This window comes from Actinosynnema sp. NPDC059797 (assembly GCF_042732085.1).
Taxonomy (GTDB): domain Bacteria; phylum Actinomycetota; class Actinomycetes; order Mycobacteriales; family Pseudonocardiaceae; genus Actinosynnema.
On record NZ_JBHWIE010000090.1, the window covers coordinates 1 to 24,457 of the forward strand.

The following is a 24,457-nucleotide window of genomic DNA, read 5'->3' on the forward strand; positions in this document are numbered from 1 at the left end:
CCACCCACCACGCTACACCCTGTTACGGGGTTCGCCCGTGGACGGTGGTGTTCGCCGAATTGCGCTGCATGGCCTCGTGGATCGCGAGATCGGGTCTGGGGTGCCGGCACGGATCGGGCACCTGAGTACTATGTTGCATAGTACTCAGCCGTGTGGCAACCACCGCGCCGAGGCCGCGGGGGTGGCCGGGCTCGGGCGGGTCACGCCGCCGACAGCGCTTCGGTGGGGCTGAGGCGTGCCGCCCGGATGGCGGGGAACAAGCCGGCGAGGACGCCGATGAGCAGCGCCGCGCTCGCGCCACCCGCGGCGGCGAGCGGCGGGATGGTGGCCGGCCAGCCGCGGGCGGCCGCGTAGCTCGCGGCGCCCAGGACGCCGATCGCCACCCCGGTCAACCCGCCGACGAGGCACAGCACGACCGACTCGGCGAGGAACTGCGCGCGGATCTGCCCCTTCGTGGCACCCAGGGCGCGGCGGAGCCCGATCTCCCGTTTGCGCTCCAGCACCGAGATCACCATGGTGTTGGCCACGCCGATCCCACCGATCAGCAGCGCCACCCCGGCGAGGCCGAGGAAGAGCCCGGAGAACGTGGTCTCCGCGATCCTCTTGGCGGTCAGGGCGTCCGACGGGCGGCTGACCTCGATGCGCGCCGGGTTCTCCGGGAACACGGTCGCGGCCAGCACGGACCGCACGGCTTCCAGTTGCGGCTCCTGCGCCCGGACGTACACCACGGTCGGGTGCCCGTCGAAGTCGAGCCACCGCTCGGCCGCGGACCAGCCGACGAGCACGGAGCGCTCGACGTCGGGCGCGAGGGGGATCGGTGCGAGCACGCCGATCACCGTGAACCACCGGTTGCCCAGCCACACGGTCGGCGCGGGGGACCCGGGGGGCAGGTCGGTGATGCCGAGCCGGGTGGCCGCCTCGTCGCCCAACACCGCCACGGGCAGGGCGGACGTGCCGTCGGTGAGGTACTGGCCGGAGGCGACGCGGGCGCCGATGGCGGGCAGCAGGTCGGTGCGCGCGGCGAGCACCGTCAAGCCGGAGGAGAACTCGGGTGGGATGCGGTCGGAGCGCCGGACCTGCGCATGGGTGTTCGCGACCGCGCTCGTGCGCTCCACCGGGCCGATCCGCGCGGCCATCGCGGCCGCGTCCTCCGGCACCGGGGGGAGTTCTTGGGTCACCTGGTCGAACGTCGCCTGCGCCCGCAGGAGGTTGGCGCCCAGCGCGGAGAGCTGCCGGTCGAGCGCCTGCTGGCCGGAAGCCGGGATCCCGGTCACGACCACCACCGTCGCGATGCCGATCGCGATGCCCAGCGCGGCGAGCAGGGCGCGCAGCGGACGGGTCCTCGGGCCGACCAGGCCGAGCCCCACCAGGTCGACCGGGCTGAGCCTGACCGGCGCGGCCGGTTCCCGCTTCACCGGGTGGCCCCTCTCCCGAGCCGGACGTCGGACTGGACGCGACCGTCGCGCAGGGTGACCCGGCGCGGGAGCGAGGCCGCGACGTCGCGGTCGTGGGTGACGACGGCGATGGTCGTGCCGTCCCGGTTCAGCCGCGTCAGCAGCGCCATCACGTTCCGGCCGGTCGCGGTGTCGAGCGCGCCGGTCGGCTCGTCGGCGAGCACGATCGCCGGCTCGTTGACCAGTGCCCGCGCGATGGCCACGCGCTGGCGTTCACCGCCGGACAGCTGGTGCGGGCGGTGTTCGGTCCGCGCCGCGAGCCCGACCCGGGCCAGCGCGGCGACCGCGAGCCGGCGCCGCAGGCGCCTCGGCACACCCGCGTAGAGCAGCCCGGTCGCCACGTTCTCGGCCGCGGTGAGCCCGTCGCCGAGGTGGAACTGCTGGAACACCAGGCCGATCCGGCGGGCCCGCAGCGCGGACAACCCGCGGTCGGACAACTCCGACACCTCCTGCCCACCCACCTCGACGGTCCCGCTGCTCGGGCGGTCCAGGGTGCTCATCAGGTTCAGCAGCGTCGACTTCCCCGACCCGGACGGCCCGACGATCGACAGCAGCTCACCCCGTTCGACGGTCAGGGAGACGTCGTCGAGCGCACGCACCCCGCCGGGGTGCACCTTGGTCACGTGTCGGACGGCCAGCACCACCGTCATGACGCCCGGACCACCCTCGTGCCCTCGACCAGCCCGTCCCCGACGACCTCGACCAGGCCGCCCGCGAACATGCCGGTCCGCACGCCGACGAGCCGCGTGCCACCGTCGTCGGACACGACCTGGAGCGCGTACCCGCCCTCGTCGAGCGCGAGCAGCGCGGTCACCGGCACGGCGAGCACGTTCCCGGCGGTCTCGGTGACGACCGTCACCTGGACCGAGCCGGAGTCGACCCCGGCGACCGCGCCCTGGTCGTCGATCGTGACGATCGCGACCTGCGGCGCCTGCTCGCCCTGGTCGGAGGCGCCCTCGCCGGGCGCGGCGGCGTTGGTGATCGCGCTGGTGGTGCCGGTGGTCTCGGTCCCGCCCGGCAGACCGAGCCGCACCTCGTCGCCCGGGCGCACGGCGGCGACGTCGACCTGCCGCGGGTCCAGGCTGACGGACACCACCTTCTCGACGCGCGTGTAGGTCAACACGTCCTCCGTCGCCGGGGTGCCCGGCCGCGCCGCGACCGAGGCGACCCGGAGCTTGCCCGGCAGCACCACGACGTCACCGACGGCGAGGGAGCCGGTCACGGGCAGCCCGTTGTTCTTCTGCCAGCGCTTGACCGCGTCGTGCGTGTCCTCGGTGAACGCGTCACCCTCGCCGGGGTCGCGGTAGCCCAGGGCGCGGAGGTTGGCGACCAGTTCGGCCACGTCGGGCCCGGGGGTCATCCCGCGTTCGATCGTGCGGTACAGCGGGGTGTCGCCGAACAGCAGCGGCACCGGCTGGGCGTTCACCTCGTACAGCTTCTCCCCGCGGTCGACGACCGTGCCGACCGGGGGCAGCCAGGTCAGCGTGCCCTCCTTGTGGCCGGTGAGCGTCGTCGGCGGGCCGAAGCCGAGCGTGCCGCCGATCGTCACGGACGTGGCGAGATCGGTCCGCTCGACGAGCGCGGTGTCCGCCGCGGCGGCCCGGACCGGCCCCGGGTCGGGCGGCTCCCCGGTGAGCCTGCTGCAGGCGAACACGCCTCCGGCGCCCACGACCAGCACCGCGGCGAGCGCGGGCGGCAACCACCTCCTCACCGGTTCATCCGCTCCTTCTCGCAGACGCCGATCAGGTCCAGGCCCTTCGAGATCGACGTGGCGTCGTTGTCGGGGCCGCCGAACGAGAGCACCCTGCGGTCGTCGCCGGGGACTGCGGGCTCCTCCTGGACGTGACGGACCCCCTTGTCCCGCAGGCACTGCACGACCGCGTGCACGAAATCCGCGGACTCCGGGTTCGCCGTGTCGTACTCCCACGGCGGCAGCGGCTTCTCGCCGAGGCAGGCGGCCTCCGCGTCGGCGTCGCGGTCGGGCCCGGGTGCCACCGCGGAACCGGCGTCGCCACCGGTCGCCCGGCCCTTGGCGTGCCCGTTCTCGGCCAGGCACCGGAGGTAGGCCTCGTTCAGCACGTTGATGTCGTCGACGGTCATGTCGAGCCGTTCCCTCGGCCTGCTCGCCGCGGCCTCGGCGCGCGACGCGGACGCGCTCGGCGCGGCCGACCCCGCGGTCTCGAGGGTCGCGACGCGGGGCTCCGGTCCGGGTGTCGGGGAGCACGCGGTCAGCACGACCAGGGCGGCGAGTGCGAGCACACGGGCGACTGGGGTCATGGCACCCATGGTGGCCAACGGATGTGAAGATCCTCTTGGGACGGTGTTCAGATATCTTCACGCCGTCGCGGCAGGCGCAGGGTGAACGTCGTGCCGACACCCGGGGCACTGGTCACCGACACGGTGCCGCCGTGCAGCTCCACCAGTTGCCGGGTGATCGCGAGCCCCAGCCCGCGCCCGCCGGTGACGCGGCTGCGGGACCGGTCCGCCCGCCAGAAGCGGTCGAACACGTGCGGCAGGTGCTCGGGCGCGATGCCGCTGCCGGTGTCGGCGACCTCGATGACCACCTCGTCGCCCGCGCCGTTGGCCCGAAGCGTGATCCTCCCGTCCGGCGGTGTGTGCCGGATGGCGTTCGTGACCAGGTTGCCCACCGCCTGGCGCAGTCGCACCGGGTCGGCGCGCACCACCAGGTCCGGCTCGGCCGTCACGGCCACCGTCGCGGCGTGGTCGGCCGAGGCCGCGACCTGGGCCAGCAGGGCGCCGGTGTCGACCGGCTCCGGTCGGAGGCGCAGTTCGCCGGCCTCCGCCTCGGCCAGGTCCTGGAGGTCGTCGACCAGGTGCTGGAGCACCATGGTCTCCTCCAGCAGCGACTCCACGAGGTCGGTGTCCAGCTCGGCGACGCCGTCCTGAGCGGCCACCAGCCAGCCGCGGATGTTGCCGAGCGGGGTGCGCAGCTCGTGCGAGACGTCGTTGACCAGGTCGGTGCGTTGGCGTTCGACCCGGGCGAGGTGCTCGGCCATCTGGTTGAAGGCAGCGGCCAGTTCGGCGACCTCCCACCTGGCGCCGACGTCGGCACGGGCCGCGCGGTCGCCGGACCGCATCCGCTGGGTCGCCGACGTGAGCACCCGCAGCGAGCGCAGCACGGGCGTGGCGAGCAGCAGGCTGACCCCGACGGTCAGCACCAGCACGACCGCGGCGGCCACGACGATCCGCGTGGTGCCCGCCGCCGGCAGCCCCACCACGGCGGGTTCCGCGGGCGTGCTCACGAACAGCAGCGCCGTGGGCGTGACGTAGGGGGTCAGCAGCAGGTGCCTGCCCCAGCTCAGGCACTCGAAGAAGAGCTGCTGGTCGGTGCGCTCGTCGACGCGCAGGAAACCGCCGGACCCGGTGAGCACGGCGCGGGAGCCGCGCGCGGCTCGGTCGGTGAAGCACGTGTCGAGGTAGCTGTTGAGGATCAGCAACGCCTGTGCCTCGGTGGGCTGCGGCTTCCGGACCGGTGCGTCCTCCGCGACGCCGGTGCGGTCGCAGCCACCGAGCCCGCCGGGTGCGCGCACGAAGGACCGCCCGCTCGCCGACTCGACCACCGCGGCGGACCCGCCGCCGGCCCGCACGCATCGTGCCGCGGCCTCCGCCTCCGCCCTGACCTGCGCCCGCTCGGCCGGCAGCAGCCGGAACGGCCCGACCGCGCGGGGGTCGATGCGGTCGTCCGCGGCCCGCGGGGCCAGCGTGACGTCGACCGCCAGCGGATCGGCGACCGCGGCCGGTGTCGAGGGCAACGGCGGGTCGTCCGGTCCGAACGCACCGGCGATGGGCACCCGGTTGCCGGTGGTGAGGCCGATCCGGAGCCCCGTCTCCCGGCTCAGGTCCGCGAGCACGGGCGCCACGCCCTGCCAGCCCGGGTGGGTGGCCGCGTAGGCGAGCACACCGTCGTAGACCCGCGCGACGGTCGCCTGGTTCTGCCCCCGCTCGGCCCGGATCGTCCCCGTCGTGCTCTGCACCGACAGCCACGCCGTGGCCGCGATCGAGCACATCGCCACCAGCACCGTCCCGGCCACCAACCGCGCCCGCAGCCCGTACCGCCGCCGGGCGTCAGCCGCCGAGCCGACGACCATCGGTGATCTTGTAGCCGATGCCGTACACCGTGCGCAGGTACTCCGGTTCGCGCGGGTCGGCCTCGATCTTCTTGCGCAGGTTGCGGACGTGGACGTCGATCGTCCGCTCGGTGAGGTGACCGTCCAGCCCGAACGCCTGCTCCACGAGCTGGCCCCGGCTGAACACCTGGTCCGGCGCCGCGACCATGGTCGCCAGGAGCCGGAACTCGGCGGGCGTGCAGGAGACCCGGCGGTCGCCGACGCGCACCTCGTGGCGGATCGGGTCCAGCACGAGGTCGCCGATCCGGGGCGCGGCGGAGGTGGGGCGTTGCGCGCGTCGCAGCAACGACCGCACGCGGGCCATCAGTTCACGTGGGTCGTACGGCTTGGTCAGGTAGTCGTCCGCGCCGAGGTCGAACCCGAGCAACTTGTCGTCGGCACCGGCCCTCGCGGTCACCATCAGCACCGGCAGGTCGTACTCGCGGCGCAACACCCTGCAGACGTCCATGCCGTCGACCTTGGGCATCATCACGTCCAGGACGAGCAGGTCGGGTCGGTTCCGCCGCACCTCGTCGATCGCCGCCCGTCCGTCGGGCACGACCAGCACGGTGTGCTCCTCGCGGACGAGGTACCGGCGCACGAGTTCGGCCTGCTTGGGATCGTCCTCGGCCACGAGCACGTAGGCGCACACCACGTATCTCCCCCCGGGACGCGCGCAATGATCACCCTCTGGCCCGGGCGGTCGCCCCGAGCCGCGCACCGCAACGGTACAGGGCGCCGGCGCCGTGCCCGGGCCTCCACGTCGAGACGGCGGCTACCGGGCCGGTGTGGCTCGGTAGCCGCCGTGCGGGGCCCTGCGGTTAGCAGGTGCCGTTGGAGACCTTCAGGCCGGTGTTGGGGCCTGCGGTGCGGCTGACGATGCCGGGCACGCAGCCGGCCTGGTCGAGCGAGTAGGCGTAGGGGATGGTGACGGTGGTGGTGGATGTGACGTCGGGGCCGGCGGGGTTGGTGTCGGTGCCGGGGGCGGACCAGGTGACGTTGTCGAAGATGTTGCCGCTGACCTGCCAGTAGCCGGCTTCGCTGGTGTAGAAGGTGCCCAGGACGTCCTTGGAGTTCTTGAAGTAGTTGTTGTCGACCCTGGCCCTGGCGCCGGCGCGGGAGTTGATGCCGGACTCGTTGAGGCTGACGTAGTGGTTGTTGTACATGTGGCCGATGCCGCCGCGCAGCAGGGGCGTCCGCGAGTCGATGTTGTCGTAGAGGTTGTGGTGGTAGGTGACGAAGCCGTTGGAGCGGTCGCTCTCGCTGGAGCCGACCAGTCCGCCGCGGCCGGAGTTGCGCAGCCTGCTGTAGGACAGGGTGACGTACTGGGTGTCGTCCTTCATGTCGAACAGGCCGTCGTAGCCCTCGGACTCGCCGCCGGAGGCCAGCAGGTCGACGTGGTCGACCCAGACGTTGCGGACGCCGCTTTCCATGCCGATGGCGTCGCCGCCGTTGGAGGTGGGGGAGCCGGACTTCTTGACGTTGCGGATGGTGACGTTGCGGATGATGATGTTGCGGGAGTCGCGGATGTGGATGCCGAGCTGGTCGAACACGGCTCCGCTGCCCACGCCGATGATGGTGACGTTGCTGATCTGCTTGAGCTCGATGACCCCGGCGGCGGTCGAGCAGCTGTTGCCCGAGACCTTGGCGGTGTTGGCGTGGTTGATGGTGCCCTCGACCTCGATGGTGATCGGGGTGGCGCTGGTGGCCCGGGTGCACAGGGCCTGGTGGATCTGGGTGCCGGTGCCGGCCCGGACCGTCGCCCCGCCCCGGCCGCCGGTGGTCCCGCCGTTCTGGGACGCGTAACCGGTCGCGGTGCCCGAAGGCGGGTTCTGGCTCGACGTCGTGGTGGTCGTGGTCGTGGTGGTCGATGTTGTCGTGCTGGTGGACGTGGACGTTGACGTGGAGGTCGAGGTCGGCCCACCGCCCACCGGGGTCAACGTCCACTGCTTGGTGGCCACGCTGTCGCAGGAGTTGATCTGCACCCCGGCGCCGGCGGCGGTGGAGCCGTCCTTGATGTTCATGCACTTGGTGCTGTTGGTGTCGACCAGGCGGTAGTTGCTGCCGCTCGCGGTCGCCGTCCAGGTCTGGCCGGGGCCGCCGGTGCACGCGACCTGCTGGACCGCCTTGCCCGCCGACGTGGACGCGTCCTGGACGCCGACGCACAGGCCCGTGGCGACCGAGCTGATCCGGTACCCGCCGCTGACCGCCGTGAGCTTCCACTGCTGGCTGCCCGCGGCGCCGCACGACGCCTGCTGGAGCTGGACACCCGCGGTCGTGGTCCCGTTGGGGACGTCGAGGCAGTGTCCGCTGCCCACGTTCTTCACCGTGTACGTGCCCGCGCCGATCGCCGCCGAAGCGGTCGTGACCGGCCAGGCGACGAGCGTGGCGGCCAACGCCGTGGCGCCCGCCGCTGCCGCCAGGCCCGCGCGCCATCGCGCGCCGCGTGGCCGTGCGGCGCGCGTGGTGGGGGGTTGAACATTCATCGACTACTCCGCTCCTGGCCCACCCGGACGCCGGAACCGGCGGTGGCGATTGTTCGCGCCGGGCGGAACCCGCCGGCAAGAAATCCACCGGCACGCGGTGGCCAATTCCGCGCGTCCGAATTGCTTCCTCACGTCGTTGTGTGAAATCGCCTTCCGTCGGATGCTAGATGGTTCGGAAGTCGCCGGTCAATAACGGCTTTGGCGGCCGGTGTCGATTAGGCGTCGAATATGGGCGAAAGCCCAGCTCAAGGTCGGTTCGACTGATCTCCCGCCGGCTGCGGGACCAATGCGTGCGGTCATACTTGTGAACAGGATCGACGGGTGCCGGTCACACTTGTGAACAAATGGGGCGCCGGCGGTCGCATTCAACTCGGCAGTGGCCGTCGAGAGCCGGTCCGGACCGTGCCCGCCAAACCTGGCGAACCGTTAGGCGTGTCAACCGGCACCGTGAGCGGTCGTGGTCACGGCGCTAGATCACGCGGTGCCGGACCCGCCACACCACCACGCCGACCAGGACCGCCGCGACGGCGACGAACAGGGTCGCCTCGATGAGCTGGAACGCCCAGAACCGGTCGGCCGGGTGGTGGACCTCGAACTGCCGGACGCCCCGCGCGTGCAGGAACTGGTTGAGGTTGACGCCGGCCCCGTTGGCGGCGGCCTCCAGCTCGTAGTACTCGGGCCAGCTCAGCCTGCGCCCGGTGGCGTCCGCGTAGCCGCGTTCGATCGTCCAGTCGGCGAAGCCGGGTGCGGGCCGGTGCCCCGCCTGGTCCTCCGAGCCGCCGACGGGGACCGGCTCCACGGTGGTGAGCGGCGTGGCGTACGCGGGACGGGCCAGCAGCGCCACCGACATCCGGGCGGCGAGGAACGCCCCGAACGCGACGCCGAACGCGGGCAGGCCGCGCCGCAGGATCGCCCCGGCGGCGGTGGCGACGCCGAACGCGAACAGCGCGTACGCCACCGGGACGAGCCCCTCCAGGTCGAACGCGTCGTACTGGAACCGCCCTTCCCACGCGTCGAACGGCCGGCGGAACCAGGTGACCACCGCGGTGAACGCCCCGGTGAGCACGGCGGTGACGCCCGCCAGCGCCGCGAGCTTGGCCGCCAGCCAGCGCATCCTCGGCACGGCCTGCGTCCAGGCGAGCTGCCAGGTGCCGTCCTCCAGCTCGCGCGCGAGCAGCGGCGCGCCGAGGAACGCGCCGATGACGACGGGGACCAGGTTGAAGGCCGTCAGGAGGTTCTCGACGTACCCGTACTCCTCGTCGAGCCGGCGGAAGGAAGCCTCGCAGGCCTCGGTGACACCGGCCTCTCCCGCGCACCGGGCGGGACCGCCGGGGAACAGGTCGTGGGCCTGCGCCCCGAGCACGAGCAGGGCGACGCCGAACATGCCGACGAGCAGCCCCAGGACGCAGACCTCGGTCCGGTGCTGGCGCCAGATCAACCACGTCATGCCGCACCCGCCGACGGAACCTCGGCGCCCGGCTCGGACGGCCGGCGCAGGTACGCCAGCACCAGGTCCTCCAGCGCGACCGGCCGGTCCTGCCACCCGGGCGCGGCCGGGAGTCCGCCGTCGCGCACCAGCAGGGTCGTGTGCCGGTCGCTGTGGACGGCCTCCACGACGGCGCCGGCCCGGTCGAGGTCGGTGGCCGTGCGCGGGCCGACGAGCAGCCGGTGCTCGGTGAGGAGGGTGTCGATGTCACCCGCGAGCGTGACCCGGCCCTGGTTGAGCACGACCAGGTGGTCGCAGACGCGCTCCAGCTCGTGCACGACGTGGGAGGAGAACAGGACGGTCACCCCGCCTTCGGCCACCGCGCCCATGAGGACCCGCAGGAACTCGTGCCGGGCCAGCGGGTCGAGGCTGGCCACCGGCTCGTCGAGGACGAGCAGGTCCGGCCGCTTCGCCAGGGCCAGGGCCAACGCGACCTGGGCCTGCTGCCCGCCGGAGAGCGCGCCGGCCCTGCGGTCGAGCGGGATGCCCAGCTTCGCCAGCCGGCGCTCGGCCAGCGCCTGGTCGAACCGCAGGTTGCAGGCCCGGCCGAAGCGGAGCATCTCGGCGACGGTGAAGCGCTTGTACAGCGGGTGGTCCTGGGCCAGGAACCCGATCCGGGACAGGGTTCGCGGGGTGCTGGCGGTGACGTCGTGGCCGAGGACCTCCACCGTTCCGGTGGTCGGTGCCAGCAACCCGACGACCAGGCGCAGCAGCGTGGTCTTGCCCGCGCCGTTCGGCCCGACCAGGGCGATCACGCCGCCCGCCGGCAGGTCCAGGGTGCAGTCGCGCAGCGCCCAGCCCTTCCGGTACCGCTTGCCCAGGCCGTCGGTGCGCAGCGCGAACCCGGTGGCCGTCACGCCACGCCCTCGTTCCTCATCCGCTGGTGGACGGAAGTGAGGAGCGCGTCGACCGCCTGCTCGTCGAGGCCGGCCGCGTAGGCGCGGCGCAGCCAGGCTTCCAGGCCGCGGCGCAGCGACGTGTACGTCGATGCGGGCATCACGGCCGACTGCTGTTCGTTGACGAACGTGCCCTGGCCGGGCTTGCCGGTGACCAGGTTCTCCTGCTCCATCTGCCGGTACGCCTTGGCGACGGTGTTCGGGTTGATGGCCAGGTCCTCGACCACCTCGCGGATGAGCGGGAGGCGGTCACCGGGTTGGAGGAAGCCCAGCAGCACCGCCTGGCGGACCTGCTGGACGAGTTGCAGGTACGGCGGCACGCCGGAGTGGGTGTCGAGCCGGAAGACGAACACGGTAGCCCCTTACTGCTTTGCTAGTACCATAGTAAAGCAGTAAGTCGGCGACGGTGACAACGGACCGACGAGGTGCGCGCGAGCGGCACAGGTCGTCGGGCTGTTCAGCCGGTGTTCCAGCAGTCGATGACCTCTTGCGGTCCCCAGACGAGGTCGGCGTCGTCGGTGTCGATGTCGGTGCCGGACAGGGATACGACGGCCAGTCCGGAGCGGTCTGTGTCGTAACCTGGGACGTGGTTGGCGGAGTGGCGGAGTGTTTCGAGGTCGTGGCGGTCGAAGGGGCTGCCGATCCACTTGATCGAGCCGGCGAAGTCGATGCGGCCGGCGACGGGGGAGCGGTCGGCCCCGACGAGGTCGACCTCGGGGTTGTGCTGTCGGTTCCACCAGCCGCCTACCGCGGCGGTGTCGGGCCAGGGCAGTTCGCCGGCCTGTCCGGCGAGTTCCAGTGCTTCGCGGATGAGCGGTTCGACGGCGCGTCCGCGCCAGCTGGTCCACTGGCGTTGAAGTGCACGTGCGCCGACATGGGGTCGTCCGCGGCGCGCTTGCTCCTGGATGGCGCGTCCGATGGGCAGGTAGAAGCGCAGGTTGCTGTCGGCGATCCGGTAGAGGCCCGGTTTGCCGGGTTTGGTGGAGAGCGGGTGGTCCACCGCCAGGACCCGCTTCTCCTCGGTCAGCCGGCGCAGCAGCGGTGACAGCGTCCCGGAGGGGATCTGTCCTTGGTTGCTCCCGGCGGTGGCGGCGATGTTGGCGTGGGTGCGGTTGTCCCCGCCGATCGACTCCACGACGCGGCGGGCCTGGTCGGGTGAGGGGAATTCGGCCAGCAGGGAGGATTCCGGCACGCCGAACAGCGGTGCGGCCGGGTCGTCGCATTCCCTGCGCAGGAAGTCGGCTGGTGGCATGGCATGGGGCCAGCTGCGGATGATGCCGGGCAGTCCGCCGGTGACGAGGTGGGCGTCGATGGCGTCCGCCGCGCCCAGGCCGAGGGCGTGGCCGGTCTCGGCGGGGTTGAGCGGTCCGAGGACGAGGTTGTCCGCGCGCCCGTAGAAGGGGCGGTCGTAGGCGGTGAGGCGCTCCATCATGTGCAGGTCGCTGCCCAGCAGCACCAGCAACACCGGGCGCCGCGACCACAGCCGGTCCCAGGCGGTCTGCAACGCGCCGTCGAAGACCTCGTCCTGTTCGGCCAACCACGGCAACTCGTCGAGTACGACGACCGTCGGCGTGTCCGGCAGCGTCGCGCCCAGGACGCGGAAGGCGTCGGGCCATCCGCCGGTGACCCCGGTGGGCGGACCGACCTGGCCGGCGACCAGGGACGAGTCGGCGAGTTCGGCGAGGAAAGCGGTGATCGACTCGACCGGTGACGCGCCCTTGGTGGCGGCGAAGTAGAAGTAGGGGACATCGGCCCGGTCGCAGAACTCCTGGACCAGCCGGGACTTGCCCACCTGCCGTCGGCCGCGAATGGCGATCGCGGCCCCTTCCCGTGAGGTGATCACCCGGTCGAGGCGCTTGTGCAAGAGGCGCAACTCGGCCTGTCTGCCCACGAAACCTGACATGGACGTCAGTGTAGATGCGATCTACATAGATTGCATCTACACCGATAGGGGAAGCGGTGAGGTGACACGGCCGGGACTGGTCACGGAGTCTGGACCGTCAGCCAGAGCGGGACGCGGCCGTCGCGCCAGTGGGTTCTTTTGCAGGTCACGGACAGGCGGGTGCCGAGGTCGCCGCGCTGGCGGCGGCGGAGCAGGACTGCTGCGCGTTCTTCGACTTCACCCTGCGCCTGACGCCTGCCGCGCTGGAGCTGACCGTGCGCGCCCCCGACACCGCCGCGGCTCTGCTGGGCGAGCTGTTCGGAGCCGGCGCGTGAGCGCCTCGGCACCCCAGAGCTTTCCGTTCCGCTCCCGGGTTCGCGCCCTGGCTTCTGAACCGGCCTTCCCGGTGAGGCTCAGGCCGTCGCGGGCGGGTCGGCGGGTCTTGCGCCCAGTCGGTCGAGCAGGCACAGGATGACGTCGATCCGCGCGAGGACCTGGTCCGGGTCGATCCGCCCGGACGCCGTGGCGTAGGCGAAGCCCGCTTCGAGGGTCAGGAGGATGGGCATGGGGCTCTGGAACGGGTTGGGGCCGGCCTCGGTGACCAGCCATTCGGCGACCTGGGGGGTGAAGACCCGCGTCACGGCGGCCGGGTCGGTGGAGAACACGGTGAACTCGTGGTCCGCCGGTTGCGGCAGCGCGACCCTCGACCACTGCCGCTGTTCCCGCGTCACCGTGAGCGGCGCTTCGCCGGCCGGTCCGACGGCTTGGGCCTGGGCCGGGGTCAGCGGTCGTCCCATGAAGCCCTCGTGGAGCCGCCGGCAGATCTTCACCGCGGGCAGGGGCGAGGTCGCCACCTCGATCCGGTGCTCGTAGAACACCGCCGCGCTGGTCGAGGTGGCCTGTTTCATCGACGCCTCGCTCACGCGCACCGACCAGTTACCCCGCCGGAAGTCCAGCGCGGTCTCGAAGCGGGGGCGCCGTACCGTGCCCAGCCAGCCGAAGAAGCCTTCGGTGTCGTTCTTCATCGGTGGCAGCAGGTCGGCCGACCACGCGCGGGCCTCGGTAGGACCGACGACCTTCCCCCCGAGCGCGTCGGCCAGCGCCGCCAGCGCATCGGCGTGTTCCCGCTGCGCCTTCCGCTCCTTGCGCCACATCGACCAGCCCAGGAGGCCGACCAGGGCAAGGATGATGGCGATGAGCGGTGCCAGGTCGAGGACGTACTCCATCAGATGTCCAGGTACCCTTCGGTTTCCTGCTTCGACTGGTCGGAACCGGTGTTGTCGTACTCGGCGGCTTTCTGGCCCGAACCGATGTTCCGCAAGGGCTTGTCGACACCGGCGTTCGGACCGGTGCCGACACCCAACTGGGATCGCGCGGCGTCGAAGGCGGCCTTCTTCACCGACCCGGCGAACCCGTTCTGCATGCGTTCGCCGAGCATGCCGTCCTTGTCCCAGATCTTCACCATCGGCGAGTTGCTGCCCGGCAGCTTCTCCTTCCTCATCTCGACCGCGAGGGCGTGGCTGATCTGCTTGTTGGCCATGGAGCGCTGGAAGGCGGCCTTGACGTTGCCGACGCGCGCGGCGAGGTTGCGCAGGAAGTCGAGGATCCTGCCCAGGAACTGCTTGAGCCTGGCCACGATGCGGGCCACGCGGCTGCCGGTGGCGGCGACGCGCACGCCGGTCGCGGCGCCGGCGGCGGCGGTGGAGGCGCCGAAGCTGGGCACGGCCGCGGCCAGGGCGGGTATCCAGATCATGACCAGCCAGGTGACCAGCTCGGTGAGGATCGCCTTGATGAAGTCCTCGACGATGGTCATGATCATGCTGGAGATCTGGAGCATCTGCGCCAGTTCGCCCGCCTGCCCGGCGACGCCGTCGATGCCGGCGGCGAACTCGCCCAGCTTCGTGCCCGCGACCTCCGACGCGGGGCCGCCCCAGCCGGTGACCGAGTTCCGCAGGTCCTCGTCGAACTTCTTGCGCAGTTCGGCCACGCCCTTGCCGATGGCGTTGAAGTTCTCCGCGGCCTGGGCCGGCGCGGGGCCGTCGCCGCTGACGAAGTGGATCGCGTCCTCCAGCGGCTGCACGACGCTGATCAGGAAGTTCAGCCCCTGCCCCACCAGCCGGCCGAGCGGGTCGGTGGCGATGCCGTACGCCGACGTGCCGAGCGCCCCGATCAGGCCGGTGGCCTCGGAGGCCAGGCCGGTGACTTCGGCACCGCCCTTGTCGGTGGCCTTGCCCAGCGCTTCCTTGGTCTTGAGGTAGTTTCCGTAGAAGGGGACGGCCTCGGCCACCTTCTGGCCGGTGTCCTTCTCGCCGACGGTGATCTCGACGCCGCCGGCCGTGGTCTTCACTTCCGCCATGGTGGGTGCCCCGTCCTCACTGCCCGTCCAGCTCGACCCGCAGGCCGTTCAGGAGTTGCTTGATCGCTTCCTCCTGGGCGTCGTAGCCCTGCGCCGCGCCGTTGAACTTGTCCGCGCCGGATCGCAGGCCCTCCTGCATGGCGGTGAACAGGTCGTTGAGGTCGTTGAGCATCTGCGCGTAGCCGTCCTTGACGAACAGGCCGACCACGCCCCACGACTTGTTCGACACATCCGCCTTGGCCACGAGGCCGGCGATCTCGGCGGCGGTGGCGCGGTGGCCGTCGAGGTCGGCGGCGAAGGCCCGCAGTTCCCGGGGGTTGACGTCGAAGCCGCTCATCGCGGGCTCACCGGTCCTCGTCGTCGTAGAGGTTCAGGAAACGGCCGTCCCGGTCCCGCGCGGGGCCCGGCGGCGGGGGTGGAGGCGGCTGGTCGTCCCGGAGGAACCGGCGCTGCGAGAAGTCGTCGGGTTCCTCGGCGGGCGCGGGTCGGCGGGGCGGGACCCGGTGCGCGCCAGGGTTCGCGGCGGGCGGGCCGGGAGGCGGCGGCGCCATCGGCGGCGGACCGCTGTGGGGCGGTCCGGCGGGCGGCCGGTTTTGGCCGGCCTGCTCGGTCATGGCGCGCAGTTCCCCCGGCGTGACGCCGAACAGCTGGGCCTGGGTCTCCAGCACCTGGTCGGTCAGGCGCATGTCGTCGCCCAGCGCGTGCTCCACGATGCCCGCCTGGCGGCGCGCGGCTTCGGCCACGGCCTGGCGCAGGGTCGCCATCAACGCGGCGGCCAGCGCCTGCGGCGGGCGGCGCATGGCCTGCTCGGTCAACCGGATGTCCTTGATCGACCCGGACGGGCCCGCCACCACGGTCACCGCGCGGTCCGGCGAGGTGGCCACCGCCTCCAGCGCGACCAGTTCCCGCTGCATCTCGTCGATGCCGGCGAACTGCCCGTCGACCCGGTGCAGTCTGGCCTGGAACTGCTCGAACCGGGCGACGAGCTGGTCGAACTCGGCCGACACGACAAGACCTCCGGGTGCGTTCCGCCTCGGTGGCACGCGTGGTGCCGATGAGCGGGACCATGGTGGCGGACGGGCGGTCCGCGCCGGGCTCGATTGATCGAACCGAGCGTGTTGCCGCGGCAGGGACCCGCCCGGACCGGTGATCGACCACACCGATTCGGCACCGCGCGTGCGTGCCGCCGGCGGTTGATTTATTCCGAGTAGCCCGTAAAACCGGTAATGAGGTCGTCGTGGTTCCGGGCCGGTCGCGGTGGGTTCCTGATCGTTCGTCGGGCCGCCGGTGGCCGGTCGGGTTGGACTGGACCGGTCAAGTGCGGTGTCAGGTGTTGGTCAGGCCGGTTCTGGACAACGGGTTCGGCTTCTCCGGTCGGCCGGTCGGCGGTTATATGGCGAGAGTTGAAGGGAGTGGTCCCACTCGGGCGTGGTCGCGTCGGGAGTCACTCGGATCGAGAAGAGAATTCATGGTGATTTCCTCTGCCACCGTGTCGCCTCGCCTGGTCGTGGTCGGCGCCACCGGCGCGCTCGGCTCCGCCCTGCTGGAGCTGGTCGACGAGAAGCCCCTCGCCGACCGCGAGCTGGTGCTGTGCGCCTCGCCCCGCTCGACCGGCCGACGGGTCGTCGTGGGCGGCTCGCTGCACCAGGTGCGCCACACGTCGGCGGGCGAGGTCGAGTTCACGCGGGGGGACCTGGTGTTCCTCTGCGCCGGCGAGGACGTCAGCCGCGGGTGGGCGCACGCGGCCCGCGCGGCGGGTGCGCTGGTGATCGACCTCAGCGGCGCCTTCCACCGCGACCGGCACGTCCCGCTGATCGTGCCCGAGGTCAACGGCCACCTGCTGGACCGCCACCCCGTCGACGGCCTGATCGCCAGCCCCAGCCCGATGGCCGCCGCGCTGACCAGGCTGCTGCACCGCTTGCAGGAGGTCTACGGCGTCCGCCAGGTGGTGCTGAGCACCTACCAGGCCGCCACCCACCTCGGCCGCCAGGGCGTCGAGGAGCTGTTGGAGGGCGCGGAGTTGGCGTTGCAGGACCCGGACGCCGAGCTGCCCGCCAACAGCGCGCCCTTCCCCCTGGCCTTCAACGTGGTGCCGGCGGTCGGCGGGGTGCTCCACAACCACTTCACCTCCGAGGAGCAGCGGCTGGCCGGTGAGACCCGCCGGCTGCTGGGCCGGCCGTGGCTGAACGTCACGGCCACCTGCGTCCACGTGCCGGTGGTCAGCGGCGACTCCGCCGCGGTGCTCGTGGAGGCGGAGTCACCGGTGCCGCGCCGGGACCTCGTGTCGCTGCTGGCGTCGCTGCCCCGCGTGCGCGTGTACGACGCCGAGCCGCCGGGGGCCGCGGCGCCGACCCCGCTGACCGCGGACGACCCGGACGTGGTGCACGTGGGTCGCGTGCGGGTCACGCCGCACGACCCGCGCGCCGTGTGGTTGTGGATCACCTTCGACAGCCTCCGCGCGGCGGGGGCGCTCAACGCGCTGCACATCGCCCGCCTGGCGCTCTCCCTCACCGCGGAGCGGTCCGGCCGGGCCGGCTGAGGCCTCGTCCGGCCCCACGCGCCCCGAACCCGCCACCCCGGGCGCCGTTGGCCGGGGATGGCGGGTGCGGGAAGGCGAAGGAACGGGGAGCCGCGGGGCTGCGCCGTTCGTCGGTGGAGGCCGTTCGCCCGTTCGTCGGTGGTGGCCGTTCGTCAGCAGAGGGCCGCCCGGTCGCCCGGGAGGGCGAAGTCCCACCTGTCGTCGCTCGGCCCGCCCGACCGGCTCCGGGCACCCGACTCCGTGACCGGTACCGGGATGCGCGCCGCGCCGAGGGCTGCCGCGGTGAGGACGAGACCGGTCAGCTCGCGGGAGGACCGGCGCCGAAGGTGTGTCATCTCATCTCCAGTGATACCCGGGTGGTGTGGTGCCGAAGCACCTGGCACGTCGCGAAGGTTGCCAACTATCGCGTTCGACTTCGAGTGATCACCGGTGTCCTATGGTGGAGTGGCCACAAGTGGAAACCGGATGAAGTGGATGTCGCGCCCAGGGGGAGATGGGATCGGTGGACGAGCAGCCGTTACTGGACGATGTTGTCATGGACGCCTACCGGGCCGGCGTCCGGGCCGGGATCTTCCTCGACGAGGAGATCGCCGAGCAGCTCGACGTGGAGCTGCCGAGGGTGGCCGAGGCCCGCAAGCGGTTGCAGGAGTTGCGGCTCCTCAGTGACGCCGCCGAGGGGGGACCGGCGGTCCCGCTGGACCCGGAGATCGTCGAGGCCGAACTCGTCTCCGGCCTGGAGATCGCGATCTCCCGGCAGCGCCGCCAGATCTCCCAGATACACCGCCAGCTGCGCTCCCTCGCCACCGTCTACCGCTCGGCCGAGCAGCACCCGCGCGAGAACGCCCCGATCCACGTGCTGGACAGCGCGGCGGACGTGCAGCGCGAACTCGACCTCGCCCGGCACCGCTGCACGCGGGAGCGGATGGCGCTGCAGCCCGGCGGCGGCCGCGCGGCGCACCTGCTCCAGGACGACCTGGTCCACACGCAGGAGCTGCTGCGCCGCGGCGTGCGGATCCGGACGCTCTACCAGCACACGGCCCGGTCGAGCATGGCGACCCGGGCCTACGCCAAGCGGGTCAACGACGCGGGCGGCGAGGTGCGCACCGCGGAGGAACTGTCCGAGCGGCTGATCATCTACGACCGCCGCATCGCGTTCGTGCCGAAGGAGCGCCGGGGGCAGGAGGCGCCGGGGGCGGCGGTGGTCACCGACCCGACGCTCGTGGCCTACCTGTGCCGTTCCTTCGAGGCCGCCTGGCAGGTCGGCCAGCCCTTCCCCGAACCGGACCCGGTCGAGGACGGCCAGCACGTCGGCTCCGAGCTGCGCGCCTCGATCCTGCGGCTGATGGGCATGGGGCTCAAGGACGAGGTCATCGCGCGCCGCCTGGGCATGGCCACGCGCACCTGCCGCCGGTACATCTCGACCCTCATGGAGGAGCTCGGGGCCAGCAGCCGCTTCCAGGCCGGGCTGCTGGTGGGCCGCCGCGAGGCGTCGACCCCCGGGGAGGGCGCCGCGCACCGGTCGTGACCCCCGGTCACCGGAGCGCGGCGGAAAAGGCCAGGTCAGCGCGGCTCGCACGTCGTCCGGCGGGCGAGCCGCGCCCGGCGTCCGCCCGCTGTCCACTTCCGGCCGGTCCGCCTGCTGACACCCGCCATCCCTCGAACAGCGGCCGCCATCCGTGCGAGCTTGGCGACACGAGATCGCCGAGCCGGCGGGGTGCCGGCTTCTGGGAGCGGTCCCGCACGTCGCCGGCCCCGCAGCGGGGCGCAGGGTGGCGTGCCCATCCCGCGCAGAGGAGAACCGATGGCAGACCTGATCGGTCTGGAAGAGGCCGAGCGCCTGGACGTCGATTCGGTCCACGACCTCCACCGCCGGTACATCAACAAGAGCCAGGTCCGGCTGATGACCTCGTTCGGCTTCGGCCGGGAGCTGGTCGAACGCGCCGAGGGCGCCTACCTGTGGACCAGCGACGGGCGGCGCATCCTCGACTTCACCGGCGGCGTCGGCGTGCTCAACCACGGCCACAACCACCCCCGCATCCTCGCCGCCCGCCGTCGCTTCCAGGAGCAGCGGCGGATGGAGGTGCACAAGACCTACTTCTCGCCCTACCTCGCCGCGCTCGGCCACAACCTGGCGCAACTGCTGCCGGGCGACCTGAACCGCTCGTTCCTGCCGAACTCCGGCGCCGAGGCGGTGGAGGGCGCGGTCAAGCTCGCCTACAAGTACCACCAGGGGCGGCGCAACACGATCCTGCGCTCCGACATCAGCTTCCACGGCAAGCTGCTCGGCTCCGGCGGCCTGACCGGCAGCACGCAGAACCACTTCGCGTTCCCGACGATCCCGGGCATCCGCACCTTCTCCTACGGCGACCTGGACTCGGTGCGCCGAGCGCTGGCCGAGGCGCGGGACGCGAACGGGCGCAGCGACGTGTACGCGCTGCTGATCGAGCCGTTCAGCGCCTCCACGATCCGCTGGTGCTCGGAGGAGTTCCTGCGGGGCCTGCGGGAGCTGTGCACCGCCGAGGACATCGTGCTGATCTTCGACGAGATCTACACCGGGTGGGGCAAGACCGGCAGCCTGTTCTACTTCACCCGCTACGAGGGCCTCGTCCCCGACGTGGTGACGACGTCCAAGTCGTTCGGCGGGGGCAAGTCGTCCATCTCGGCGTACGTGGCGCGCGAGCCGATCTTCCGGCGCGCCTACGACAACATGACGGACGCGATGATGCAGTCCACGTCGACCACGTACTACGGCTTCGGGGAGGAGGCGGCGACCGCGATCGAGGCCATCGCGGTCGCCGTGGAGGAGGACTTCCCGGCGCGGGCGCGGGCGATCGAGGAGGTGCTGCGGCCGGGCCTGGAGCGCATCCAGAAGACCTACCCCGACCTCATCTCGGAGGTGGCGGGCGCCGGCGCGCTGCACGGCGTCTTCCTGGCGGGCGGGCCGAAGGTCCTCGACATGGTGGGCAAGCTGCCGGTGGGCGGCCCGGCGAAGGACCCGCTCATCCGCACCAAGATCATCACCGCGGCGGTGATCGACGCCCTCTACCGCGAGCACGACATCTACACCTACAACACCCTCAACGGCCGCAGCCCGCTGGTGGTCGCGCCGCCGCTGGTGGCGGGGGTGGAGGAGTGCGAGCGCTTCCTCGACGCCTTCGAAGCCGTGCTGGAGCAGGGCATGGGCCGGCTGGTCCGGCGCTTCGTGCGGGAGCGGGTGAGCTCGCTGTGGTGAACGCGAACCGACCGGACGACGTGCGCGACACCGCCCCGCCGGCGGGACTGCCGGCCCGGATCGCGGTCACCGGCGCGGCCGGCGTGCTCGGCTCCCAACTGGTGAGCAGGCTGCGGGCGGAGGGCGTGGAGGTGCGCGCCTTCGACATCAGGCCGATCGAGCCCGGTCCCGGCCTGGTGCCGTTCACCGGCGACATCCGCGACCCGAGGGCCGTGGCCGAGGCGGTGGCCGGCGCCGACGCCCTGGTGCACTGCGCCTCCGCGCTGCCCAGCTACCCGGCGGCCGACATCCGCTCGATCGTCGTGGAGGGCACCGGCACGGTGCTGGAGGCCGCCCGCGCCGCGCGCGTCCCCCGGGTGCTGCACGTGTCGTCCACCGCGGTCTACGGCCTGCCGAAGCTGGTGCCCACCCCCGAGGACCACCCGCGCGAGCCGGTGGACACCTACAGCGGCGCCAAGGCGGAGGCCGAGGTCATCGCGGAACGGCACCGGGAGGCGGGGATGCTGCTGCCGGTGCTGCGGCCCAAGACCTTCCTCGGCCCCGGCCGGATGGGCCTGTTCGACATGCTCTACGAGTGGGCCGAGGAGGGCCGCAACTTCCCGGTCCTGGGCCGCGGTGACGTGCGCATCCAGATGCTGGCGCTGTCCGACCTGGTGGACGCGGTGCACACCGTGCTGACCGCGCCCGCCGACCGCGTCAACGACACGTTCAACGTGGGCGCGGCCGAGTTCGGCACGCTGCGCGAGGACTTCCAGGTCGTGCTGGACGCGGCCGGGCACGGCAAGCGCGTCAAGTCCGTCCCCGGCCGCCCGGCGGTGGCGGTGCTGCGCGCCCTGGAGCGCACCGGCATGTCCCCGGTCTACGGGCGGCTGCTGTTCAAGCTGCTCGCCGACTCCTACGTCAGCGTGGACAAGATCCGGGAGCGGCTCGGCTTCGTGCCGAAGTTCTCCAACCAGGAGGCCATCCTCCAGACCTACGCGTGGTGGCGCGAGGCGCGGGTCGCGGCGGGCAGCGCCCCGGCCGCCGGCCGCGCGACCGGCCGGACGAGCCAGGAGCCCTGGAAGCAGGGCGCCCTGAAGCTGGCCAAGGTCTTCTTCTGACCGGCTCACCCCGGGGTGGCCGGCGCCGACGCCGGCCACCTCACCCCGTCATGCCCGAGGAGGCGACACGACCATGTCCACGACCGAGGCGACCACCGCCGTCGGGAGCGGAGGAGCGCGGCACGGGGAACCGGGCGACGACGACGGCGGCCGCGCCGCGCGCACCCCGGCGGACGACGGGACCGGCGCGGGAGGAGCACGGCGCTGGTGCCTGGGCACCAGGCTCGTCGTGGCCGCCACCGCCGCCTGGACCGCCTTCCTCCTCCTCCACGTGGCGCTGACCGGCCGCTGGTGGGTGTGGTTCCTGGTCGAGGCGGTGCCCCCGGTGGCGTTCGCCGCGGCTCCGGCCCTGCTCCTGGCCGTCGTGTGGTTCGCCCGCCCGGTCCGCCGCCGGCTCACGCCCGTCCTGGTCGTGCTGCTGCTGGCCGGCGGGTACCTGTCCGGCGTCGGCCCCGGTTGGCGCGGCGACACCCGACCCGCCGGGCCGGGCGACGCGGAGGTGTCGATCGTCTCCTGGAACACCGACTACTGGGAGATGGCCGACGACCCGGAGGCGTTCTACGCCTTCCTGCGGGAGAAGGACGCCGACGTCTACCTCCTCCAGGAGTACCTGCACTGGGAGGGCGAGGGGCCGGTCCTGATCGACCGCCTGGCCCGGCTGCGCGCCGAGTTCCCCGGCTACGAGGTCGTGGTGGAGGGCGAGCTGCTCACCCTCTCCCGGCTGCCGGTGGCCGCCGTCCACGCCCGCGACGTGCCGGCGACCGACAACGCCTGGTACTGGCGGGGCGGCAAGGCGCAGCGCACCGACCTGCGCGTCGGCCCCGGCCGGGTGCTGTCGGTCTACAACGTCCACTTCCCGGTGCCGTTCCGGGTCGGCGACAACCCGCTGACGAGCCGGTTCTGGAACTTCCTGGCCAAGCAGCACGACTGGTGGACGCGCGAGGCGGACGCGCTGCGCTCGGACCTCGCGGGCAACCCGAACACCTCCGTCGTGGCCGGGGACTTCAACTCGCCCTGGCTGGGGAGCCTGCTCCGGCTCGGCGACGGCGCGGCCGCGCACTCACCCGGTGCGCTGCCCGCCTTCTCCTGGCCGCTCGCCGACTACCCGGTGCCCCGGGTGTGGCGGCTGGACTGGCTGTTCACCACCGGCGAGGTGTCCGTGCCGGAGTACCGGTTCACCGACAGCGGGGGCTTCGCCGACCACGCCGTCCAGGAGTTCACCGTCGTCGTCCGCGGCGCCGACCGGCCGTCACCCGACGGCGGCTGACCGGCCCGGGACCCCACCCCCTCGCCCCTCGCGCAGACAGCACACCGCACACCGCACACCGCCGGGAACGACCCGCGTCACCCCTGCACGCCCACCGTCCTGCCCTGACCGACCACCCGCACCGCCCGGACGCCGTCCGCGGCCGGTGCGCCACCGAGAGGGACCTCACCATGCGGCTACCCGACAGGTTCGACGTCACGGTGATGTTGGACTACTACGCGCCTTACGTCTCCGGCCTCACCGAGGCCGCCCGGATCACCGCCGAGGGCCTCGTCGCCCGCGGCTGGAAGATCGCCGTGGTCTGCGCCCGGCACGACCGCTCCCTGCCGACCCACGAGGTGATCAACGGCGTGCACGTCTTCCGCGCGCCGGTCCTCGCCCACGTCAGCCGCGGCTTCATCGCGCCCCACCTGCCGCTGCTCGCCTCGCGCCTGGCCGCCCGCTCCGACCTCCTCCACATGCACCTGCCCAACCCGGAGGCCGCGTTCGTCGCCGCGCTGCGGCGCAAGACCCCGATGGTGGTGACCTACCACATCGACACCTTCCTGCCGGACAGCCCGATCAACCGGTTCGGGATGCGCGTGGTGGACGCCTCCTGCGCCGCCGCGATCCGCCGCGCCGACCTCGTCATCACCAACAGCGAGGACCAGGCGCGCGGTTCCCGGATCTGGCCGGTGATCCGCCGCCGGGCGCTGCGCCCCATCGCCTCCCCGTGCGTGGACCGCAACGGCGGCAGCCCGACCATGCGCGAGGGCGACGGCCTGCACATCGGCTTCATGGGCCGCATCACCGTCGACAAGGGCATCGAGTACCTGATCCGCGCGTTCCGCGGCATCGACGACCCCGCCGCCCGGCTGCTGATCGCGGGCGACTACACCACCGTCGCCGGCGGCAGCAACATCGCGCAACTGCGCGAGGAGGCCGGGAACGACCCGCGGATCCGCTTCACCGGGCTGCTGCGCGGCGAGCGGGTGCGCGACTTCTACGCCTCGATCGACGTCTTCGCGCTGCCCTCGATCTCCGAGTCCTTCGGCATCGTGCAGGTCGAGGCGATGATGGCGGGCAAGCCGTCGGTGACCACCAACCTGCCCGGCTCCCGCTACCCCGTGGAGGCGACGGGTTTCGGCCGCCTGGTGGAGCCCCGCGACCCGGTGGCGCTGCGGGAGGCGCTGCTGGAGATGGCGGCGCTGCCGCCCGAGGACCGGCAGGTCGGCCAGGAGGCCGCGACCAAGCTGTTCGGCGGGGAGGCGTTCCTCGACGCGCACGAGGAGGCCTACCGGGCCATCCTGACAGGGGTGCGGCCATGACCACGACGCCTCAGGCGCTCACGCCCTACCGCGTCGGGGGGCAGGAACTGCCCCGCCTGGACGAGGCGGTCCACGTCGTCACCAAGGTCGACCCGCCGGCCGAGCCCCGCCGGTCGCGGCTGCCCGCGTGGCTGGCGCTGCTGCGGCCCCGCCAGTGGGTGAAGAACGCGTTCGTGCCGATCGCGCCGCTCGCCGTCGACCCGGCCGCCATCGCGCGCCACCCCTGGATGCTGCCCGCCGCGCTGCTCGCGTTCGTCGCCGCGTCCAGCGCCGTCTACGTGCTCAACGACTGGCTGGACCGGGAACGCGACCGGCTCCACCCCAC

General features: G+C 72.5%; 23 protein-coding genes and 1 pseudogene. 8 read left to right on the forward strand and 16 right to left on the reverse strand.

Going from position 1 to position 24,457, the window contains the following annotated elements:
* Nucleotides 1-200: 200 nt before the first annotated feature.
* The 11 genes from ACFV4N_RS21110 to ACFV4N_RS21160 all read right to left on the reverse strand — a co-directional run bounded on the left by ACFV4N_RS21110 (nt 201) and on the right by ACFV4N_RS21160 (nt 12,352).
* Nucleotides 201-1,415 carry an ABC transporter permease gene (locus tag ACFV4N_RS21110; RefSeq protein ID WP_499674265.1) on the reverse strand — a complete coding sequence of 405 codons (1,215 nt, stop codon included), beginning with the start codon at nt 1,413-1,415 and terminating at the stop codon, nt 201-203.
* Complete coding sequence (locus tag ACFV4N_RS21115; RefSeq protein WP_499674266.1) at nt 1,412-2,104, reverse strand: ABC transporter ATP-binding protein; 693 nt, start codon at nt 2,102-2,104, stop codon at nt 1,412-1,414. The genes ACFV4N_RS21110 and ACFV4N_RS21115 overlap by 4 nt, the downstream gene beginning before the upstream one ends.
* On the reverse strand, nt 2,101-3,165 hold the full coding sequence (locus tag ACFV4N_RS21120; RefSeq protein WP_499674267.1) for a peptidoglycan-binding protein: 1,065 nt from the start codon (nt 3,163-3,165) through the stop codon (nt 2,101-2,103). Before ACFV4N_RS21120 ends, ACFV4N_RS21115 begins: the two co-directional genes overlap by 4 nt.
* A complete protein-coding gene (locus tag ACFV4N_RS21125) occupies nt 3,162-3,731 on the reverse strand; it encodes a hypothetical protein (RefSeq protein ID WP_499674268.1) in 570 nt (189 codons plus the stop codon). The genes ACFV4N_RS21120 and ACFV4N_RS21125 overlap by 4 nt, the downstream gene beginning before the upstream one ends.
* Before the next feature lie 47 nt (nt 3,732-3,778).
* Nucleotides 3,779-5,563, reverse strand: coding sequence for a sensor histidine kinase (locus tag ACFV4N_RS21130; RefSeq protein WP_499674269.1), 1,785 nt, complete (start codon nt 5,561-5,563; stop codon nt 3,779-3,781).
* The gene (locus tag ACFV4N_RS21135) at nt 5,541-6,233 is read right to left on the reverse strand and encodes a response regulator transcription factor (RefSeq protein WP_499674289.1); all 693 of its coding nucleotides are present in this window, start codon (nt 6,231-6,233) and stop codon (nt 5,541-5,543) included. Before ACFV4N_RS21135 ends, ACFV4N_RS21130 begins: the two co-directional genes overlap by 23 nt.
* A 169-nt stretch (nt 6,234-6,402) precedes the next feature.
* Complete coding sequence (locus tag ACFV4N_RS21140) at nt 6,403-8,067, reverse strand: RICIN domain-containing protein (RefSeq protein ID WP_499674270.1); 1,665 nt, start codon at nt 8,065-8,067, stop codon at nt 6,403-6,405.
* Nucleotides 8,068-8,536: 469 nt separating this feature from the next.
* On the reverse strand, nt 8,537-9,514 hold the full coding sequence (locus tag ACFV4N_RS21145; RefSeq protein ID WP_499674271.1) for an ABC-2 membrane transporter-related protein: 978 nt from the start codon (nt 9,512-9,514) through the stop codon (nt 8,537-8,539).
* Nucleotides 9,511-10,410 carry an ABC transporter ATP-binding protein gene (locus tag ACFV4N_RS21150; protein ID WP_499674272.1) on the reverse strand — a complete coding sequence of 300 codons (900 nt, stop codon included), beginning with the start codon at nt 10,408-10,410 and terminating at the stop codon, nt 9,511-9,513. The genes ACFV4N_RS21145 and ACFV4N_RS21150 overlap by 4 nt, the downstream gene beginning before the upstream one ends.
* Complete coding sequence (locus ACFV4N_RS21155) at nt 10,407-10,802, reverse strand: GntR family transcriptional regulator (RefSeq protein ID WP_499674273.1); 396 nt, start codon at nt 10,800-10,802, stop codon at nt 10,407-10,409. Before ACFV4N_RS21155 ends, ACFV4N_RS21150 begins: the two co-directional genes overlap by 4 nt.
* Nucleotides 10,803-10,906: 104 nt before the next feature.
* On the reverse strand, nt 10,907-12,352 hold the full coding sequence (locus ACFV4N_RS21160) for an ATP-binding protein (protein WP_499674274.1): 1,446 nt from the start codon (nt 12,350-12,352) through the stop codon (nt 10,907-10,909).
* Nucleotides 12,353-12,480: 128 nt separating this feature from the next.
* Here ACFV4N_RS21160 and ACFV4N_RS21165 point away from each other — a divergent pair, with 128 nt between their 5' ends.
* The gene (locus ACFV4N_RS21165; protein WP_499674275.1) at nt 12,481-12,666 is read left to right on the forward strand and encodes a hypothetical protein; all 186 of its coding nucleotides are present in this window, start codon (nt 12,481-12,483) and stop codon (nt 12,664-12,666) included.
* Between the two features lie 78 nt (nt 12,667-12,744).
* Here the strand turns inward: ACFV4N_RS21165 and ACFV4N_RS21170 are convergent, their stop codons facing one another.
* The 4 genes from ACFV4N_RS21170 to ACFV4N_RS21185 are packed head-to-tail and all read right to left on the reverse strand — an operon-like array spanning nt 12,745 to nt 15,694.
* The gene (locus ACFV4N_RS21170; RefSeq protein WP_499674276.1) at nt 12,745-13,557 is read right to left on the reverse strand and encodes a hypothetical protein; all 813 of its coding nucleotides are present in this window, start codon (nt 13,555-13,557) and stop codon (nt 12,745-12,747) included.
* The gene (locus ACFV4N_RS21175; protein ID WP_499674277.1) at nt 13,557-14,687 is read right to left on the reverse strand and encodes a hypothetical protein; all 1,131 of its coding nucleotides are present in this window, start codon (nt 14,685-14,687) and stop codon (nt 13,557-13,559) included. Before ACFV4N_RS21175 ends, ACFV4N_RS21170 begins: the two co-directional genes overlap by 1 nt.
* 16 nt (nt 14,688-14,703) lie before the next feature.
* Entirely contained in the window at nt 14,704-15,024 is a 321-nt protein-coding gene (locus ACFV4N_RS21180) for a type VII secretion target (protein WP_499674278.1), read from the reverse strand.
* 7 nt (nt 15,025-15,031) lie between these two features.
* Nucleotides 15,032-15,694: a YbaB/EbfC family nucleoid-associated protein gene (locus tag ACFV4N_RS21185; RefSeq protein ID WP_499674279.1), complete on the reverse strand. Its 663-nt coding sequence runs from the start codon at nt 15,692-15,694 to the stop codon at nt 15,032-15,034.
* Between the two features lie 461 nt (nt 15,695-16,155).
* Here ACFV4N_RS21185 and ACFV4N_RS21190 point away from each other — a divergent pair, with 461 nt between their 5' ends.
* Nucleotides 16,156-17,226, forward strand: a complete 1,071-nt coding sequence (locus ACFV4N_RS21190; protein ID WP_499674280.1) for an aspartate-semialdehyde dehydrogenase — start codon at nt 16,156-16,158, stop codon at nt 17,224-17,226.
* A 152-nt stretch (nt 17,227-17,378) separates the two neighbouring features.
* Here the strand turns inward: ACFV4N_RS21190 and ACFV4N_RS21195 are convergent, their stop codons facing one another.
* On the reverse strand, nt 17,379-17,561 hold the full coding sequence (locus ACFV4N_RS21195) for a hypothetical protein (RefSeq protein ID WP_499674281.1): 183 nt from the start codon (nt 17,559-17,561) through the stop codon (nt 17,379-17,381).
* Nucleotides 17,562-17,761: 200 nt separating this feature from the next.
* Between ACFV4N_RS21195 and ACFV4N_RS21200 the strand changes: the two genes are divergently transcribed.
* From ACFV4N_RS21200 to ACFV4N_RS21225, 6 genes and pseudogenes are all read left to right on the forward strand, one after another.
* Nucleotides 17,762-18,751: a hypothetical protein gene (locus ACFV4N_RS21200; RefSeq protein WP_499674282.1), complete on the forward strand. Its 990-nt coding sequence runs from the start codon at nt 17,762-17,764 to the stop codon at nt 18,749-18,751.
* A gap of 276 nt (nt 18,752-19,027) precedes the next feature.
* A complete protein-coding gene (locus ACFV4N_RS21205) occupies nt 19,028-20,458 on the forward strand; it encodes an aspartate aminotransferase family protein (protein ID WP_499674283.1) in 1,431 nt (476 codons plus the stop codon).
* Nucleotides 20,455-21,558: an NAD-dependent epimerase/dehydratase family protein gene (locus ACFV4N_RS21210; RefSeq protein WP_499674284.1), complete on the forward strand. Its 1,104-nt coding sequence runs from the start codon at nt 20,455-20,457 to the stop codon at nt 21,556-21,558. Before ACFV4N_RS21205 ends, ACFV4N_RS21210 begins: the two co-directional genes overlap by 4 nt.
* Nucleotides 21,559-21,631: 73 nt before the next feature.
* On the forward strand, nt 21,632-22,825 hold the full coding sequence (locus ACFV4N_RS21215; RefSeq protein ID WP_499674285.1) for an endonuclease/exonuclease/phosphatase family protein: 1,194 nt from the start codon (nt 21,632-21,634) through the stop codon (nt 22,823-22,825).
* Nucleotides 22,826-22,995: 170 nt separating this feature from the next.
* Nucleotides 22,996-24,132: a glycosyltransferase family 4 protein gene (locus ACFV4N_RS21220; protein ID WP_499674286.1), complete on the forward strand. Its 1,137-nt coding sequence runs from the start codon at nt 22,996-22,998 to the stop codon at nt 24,130-24,132.
* A pseudogene (locus ACFV4N_RS21225) lies at nt 24,129-24,457 on the forward strand (hypothetical protein); the annotation flags it as partial. The gene ACFV4N_RS21220 and the pseudogene ACFV4N_RS21225, both read left to right, overlap by 4 nt.

Coding starts and splice junctions, on each gene's coding strand:
- ACFV4N_RS21200 (WP_499674282.1), top strand. CDS start 17,762: ATGGACGCCTACCGGGCCGGCGTCCGGGCCGGGATCTTCCTCGACGAG.
- ACFV4N_RS21190 (WP_499674280.1), top strand. CDS start 16,156: ATGGTGATTTCCTCTGCCACCGTGTCGCCTCGCCTGGTCGTGGTCGGC.
- ACFV4N_RS21125 (WP_499674268.1), bottom strand. CDS start 3,731: ATGACCCCAGTCGCCCGTGTGCTCGCACTCGCCGCCCTGGTCGTGCTG.
- ACFV4N_RS21175 (WP_499674277.1), bottom strand. CDS start 14,687: ATGGCGGAAGTGAAGACCACGGCCGGCGGCGTCGAGATCACCGTCGGC.
- ACFV4N_RS21180 (WP_499674278.1), bottom strand. CDS start 15,024: ATGAGCGGCTTCGACGTCAACCCCCGGGAACTGCGGGCCTTCGCCGCC.
- ACFV4N_RS21220 (WP_499674286.1), top strand. CDS start 22,996: ATGCGGCTACCCGACAGGTTCGACGTCACGGTGATGTTGGACTACTAC.
- ACFV4N_RS21115 (WP_499674266.1), bottom strand. CDS start 2,104: ATGACGGTGGTGCTGGCCGTCCGACACGTGACCAAGGTGCACCCCGGC.
- ACFV4N_RS21215 (WP_499674285.1), top strand. CDS start 21,632: ATGTCCACGACCGAGGCGACCACCGCCGTCGGGAGCGGAGGAGCGCGG.
- ACFV4N_RS21170 (WP_499674276.1), bottom strand. CDS start 13,557: ATGGAGTACGTCCTCGACCTGGCACCGCTCATCGCCATCATCCTTGCC.
- ACFV4N_RS21130 (WP_499674269.1), bottom strand. CDS start 5,563: ATGGTCGTCGGCTCGGCGGCTGACGCCCGGCGGCGGTACGGGCTGCGG.
- ACFV4N_RS21140 (WP_499674270.1), bottom strand. CDS start 8,067: ATGAATGTTCAACCCCCCACCACGCGCGCCGCACGGCCACGCGGCGCG.
- ACFV4N_RS21160 (WP_499674274.1), bottom strand. CDS start 12,352: ATGTCAGGTTTCGTGGGCAGACAGGCCGAGTTGCGCCTCTTGCACAAG.
- ACFV4N_RS21195 (WP_499674281.1), bottom strand. CDS start 17,561: ATGACACACCTTCGGCGCCGGTCCTCCCGCGAGCTGACCGGTCTCGTC.
- ACFV4N_RS21145 (WP_499674271.1), bottom strand. CDS start 9,514: ATGACGTGGTTGATCTGGCGCCAGCACCGGACCGAGGTCTGCGTCCTG.
- ACFV4N_RS21205 (WP_499674283.1), top strand. CDS start 19,028: ATGGCAGACCTGATCGGTCTGGAAGAGGCCGAGCGCCTGGACGTCGAT.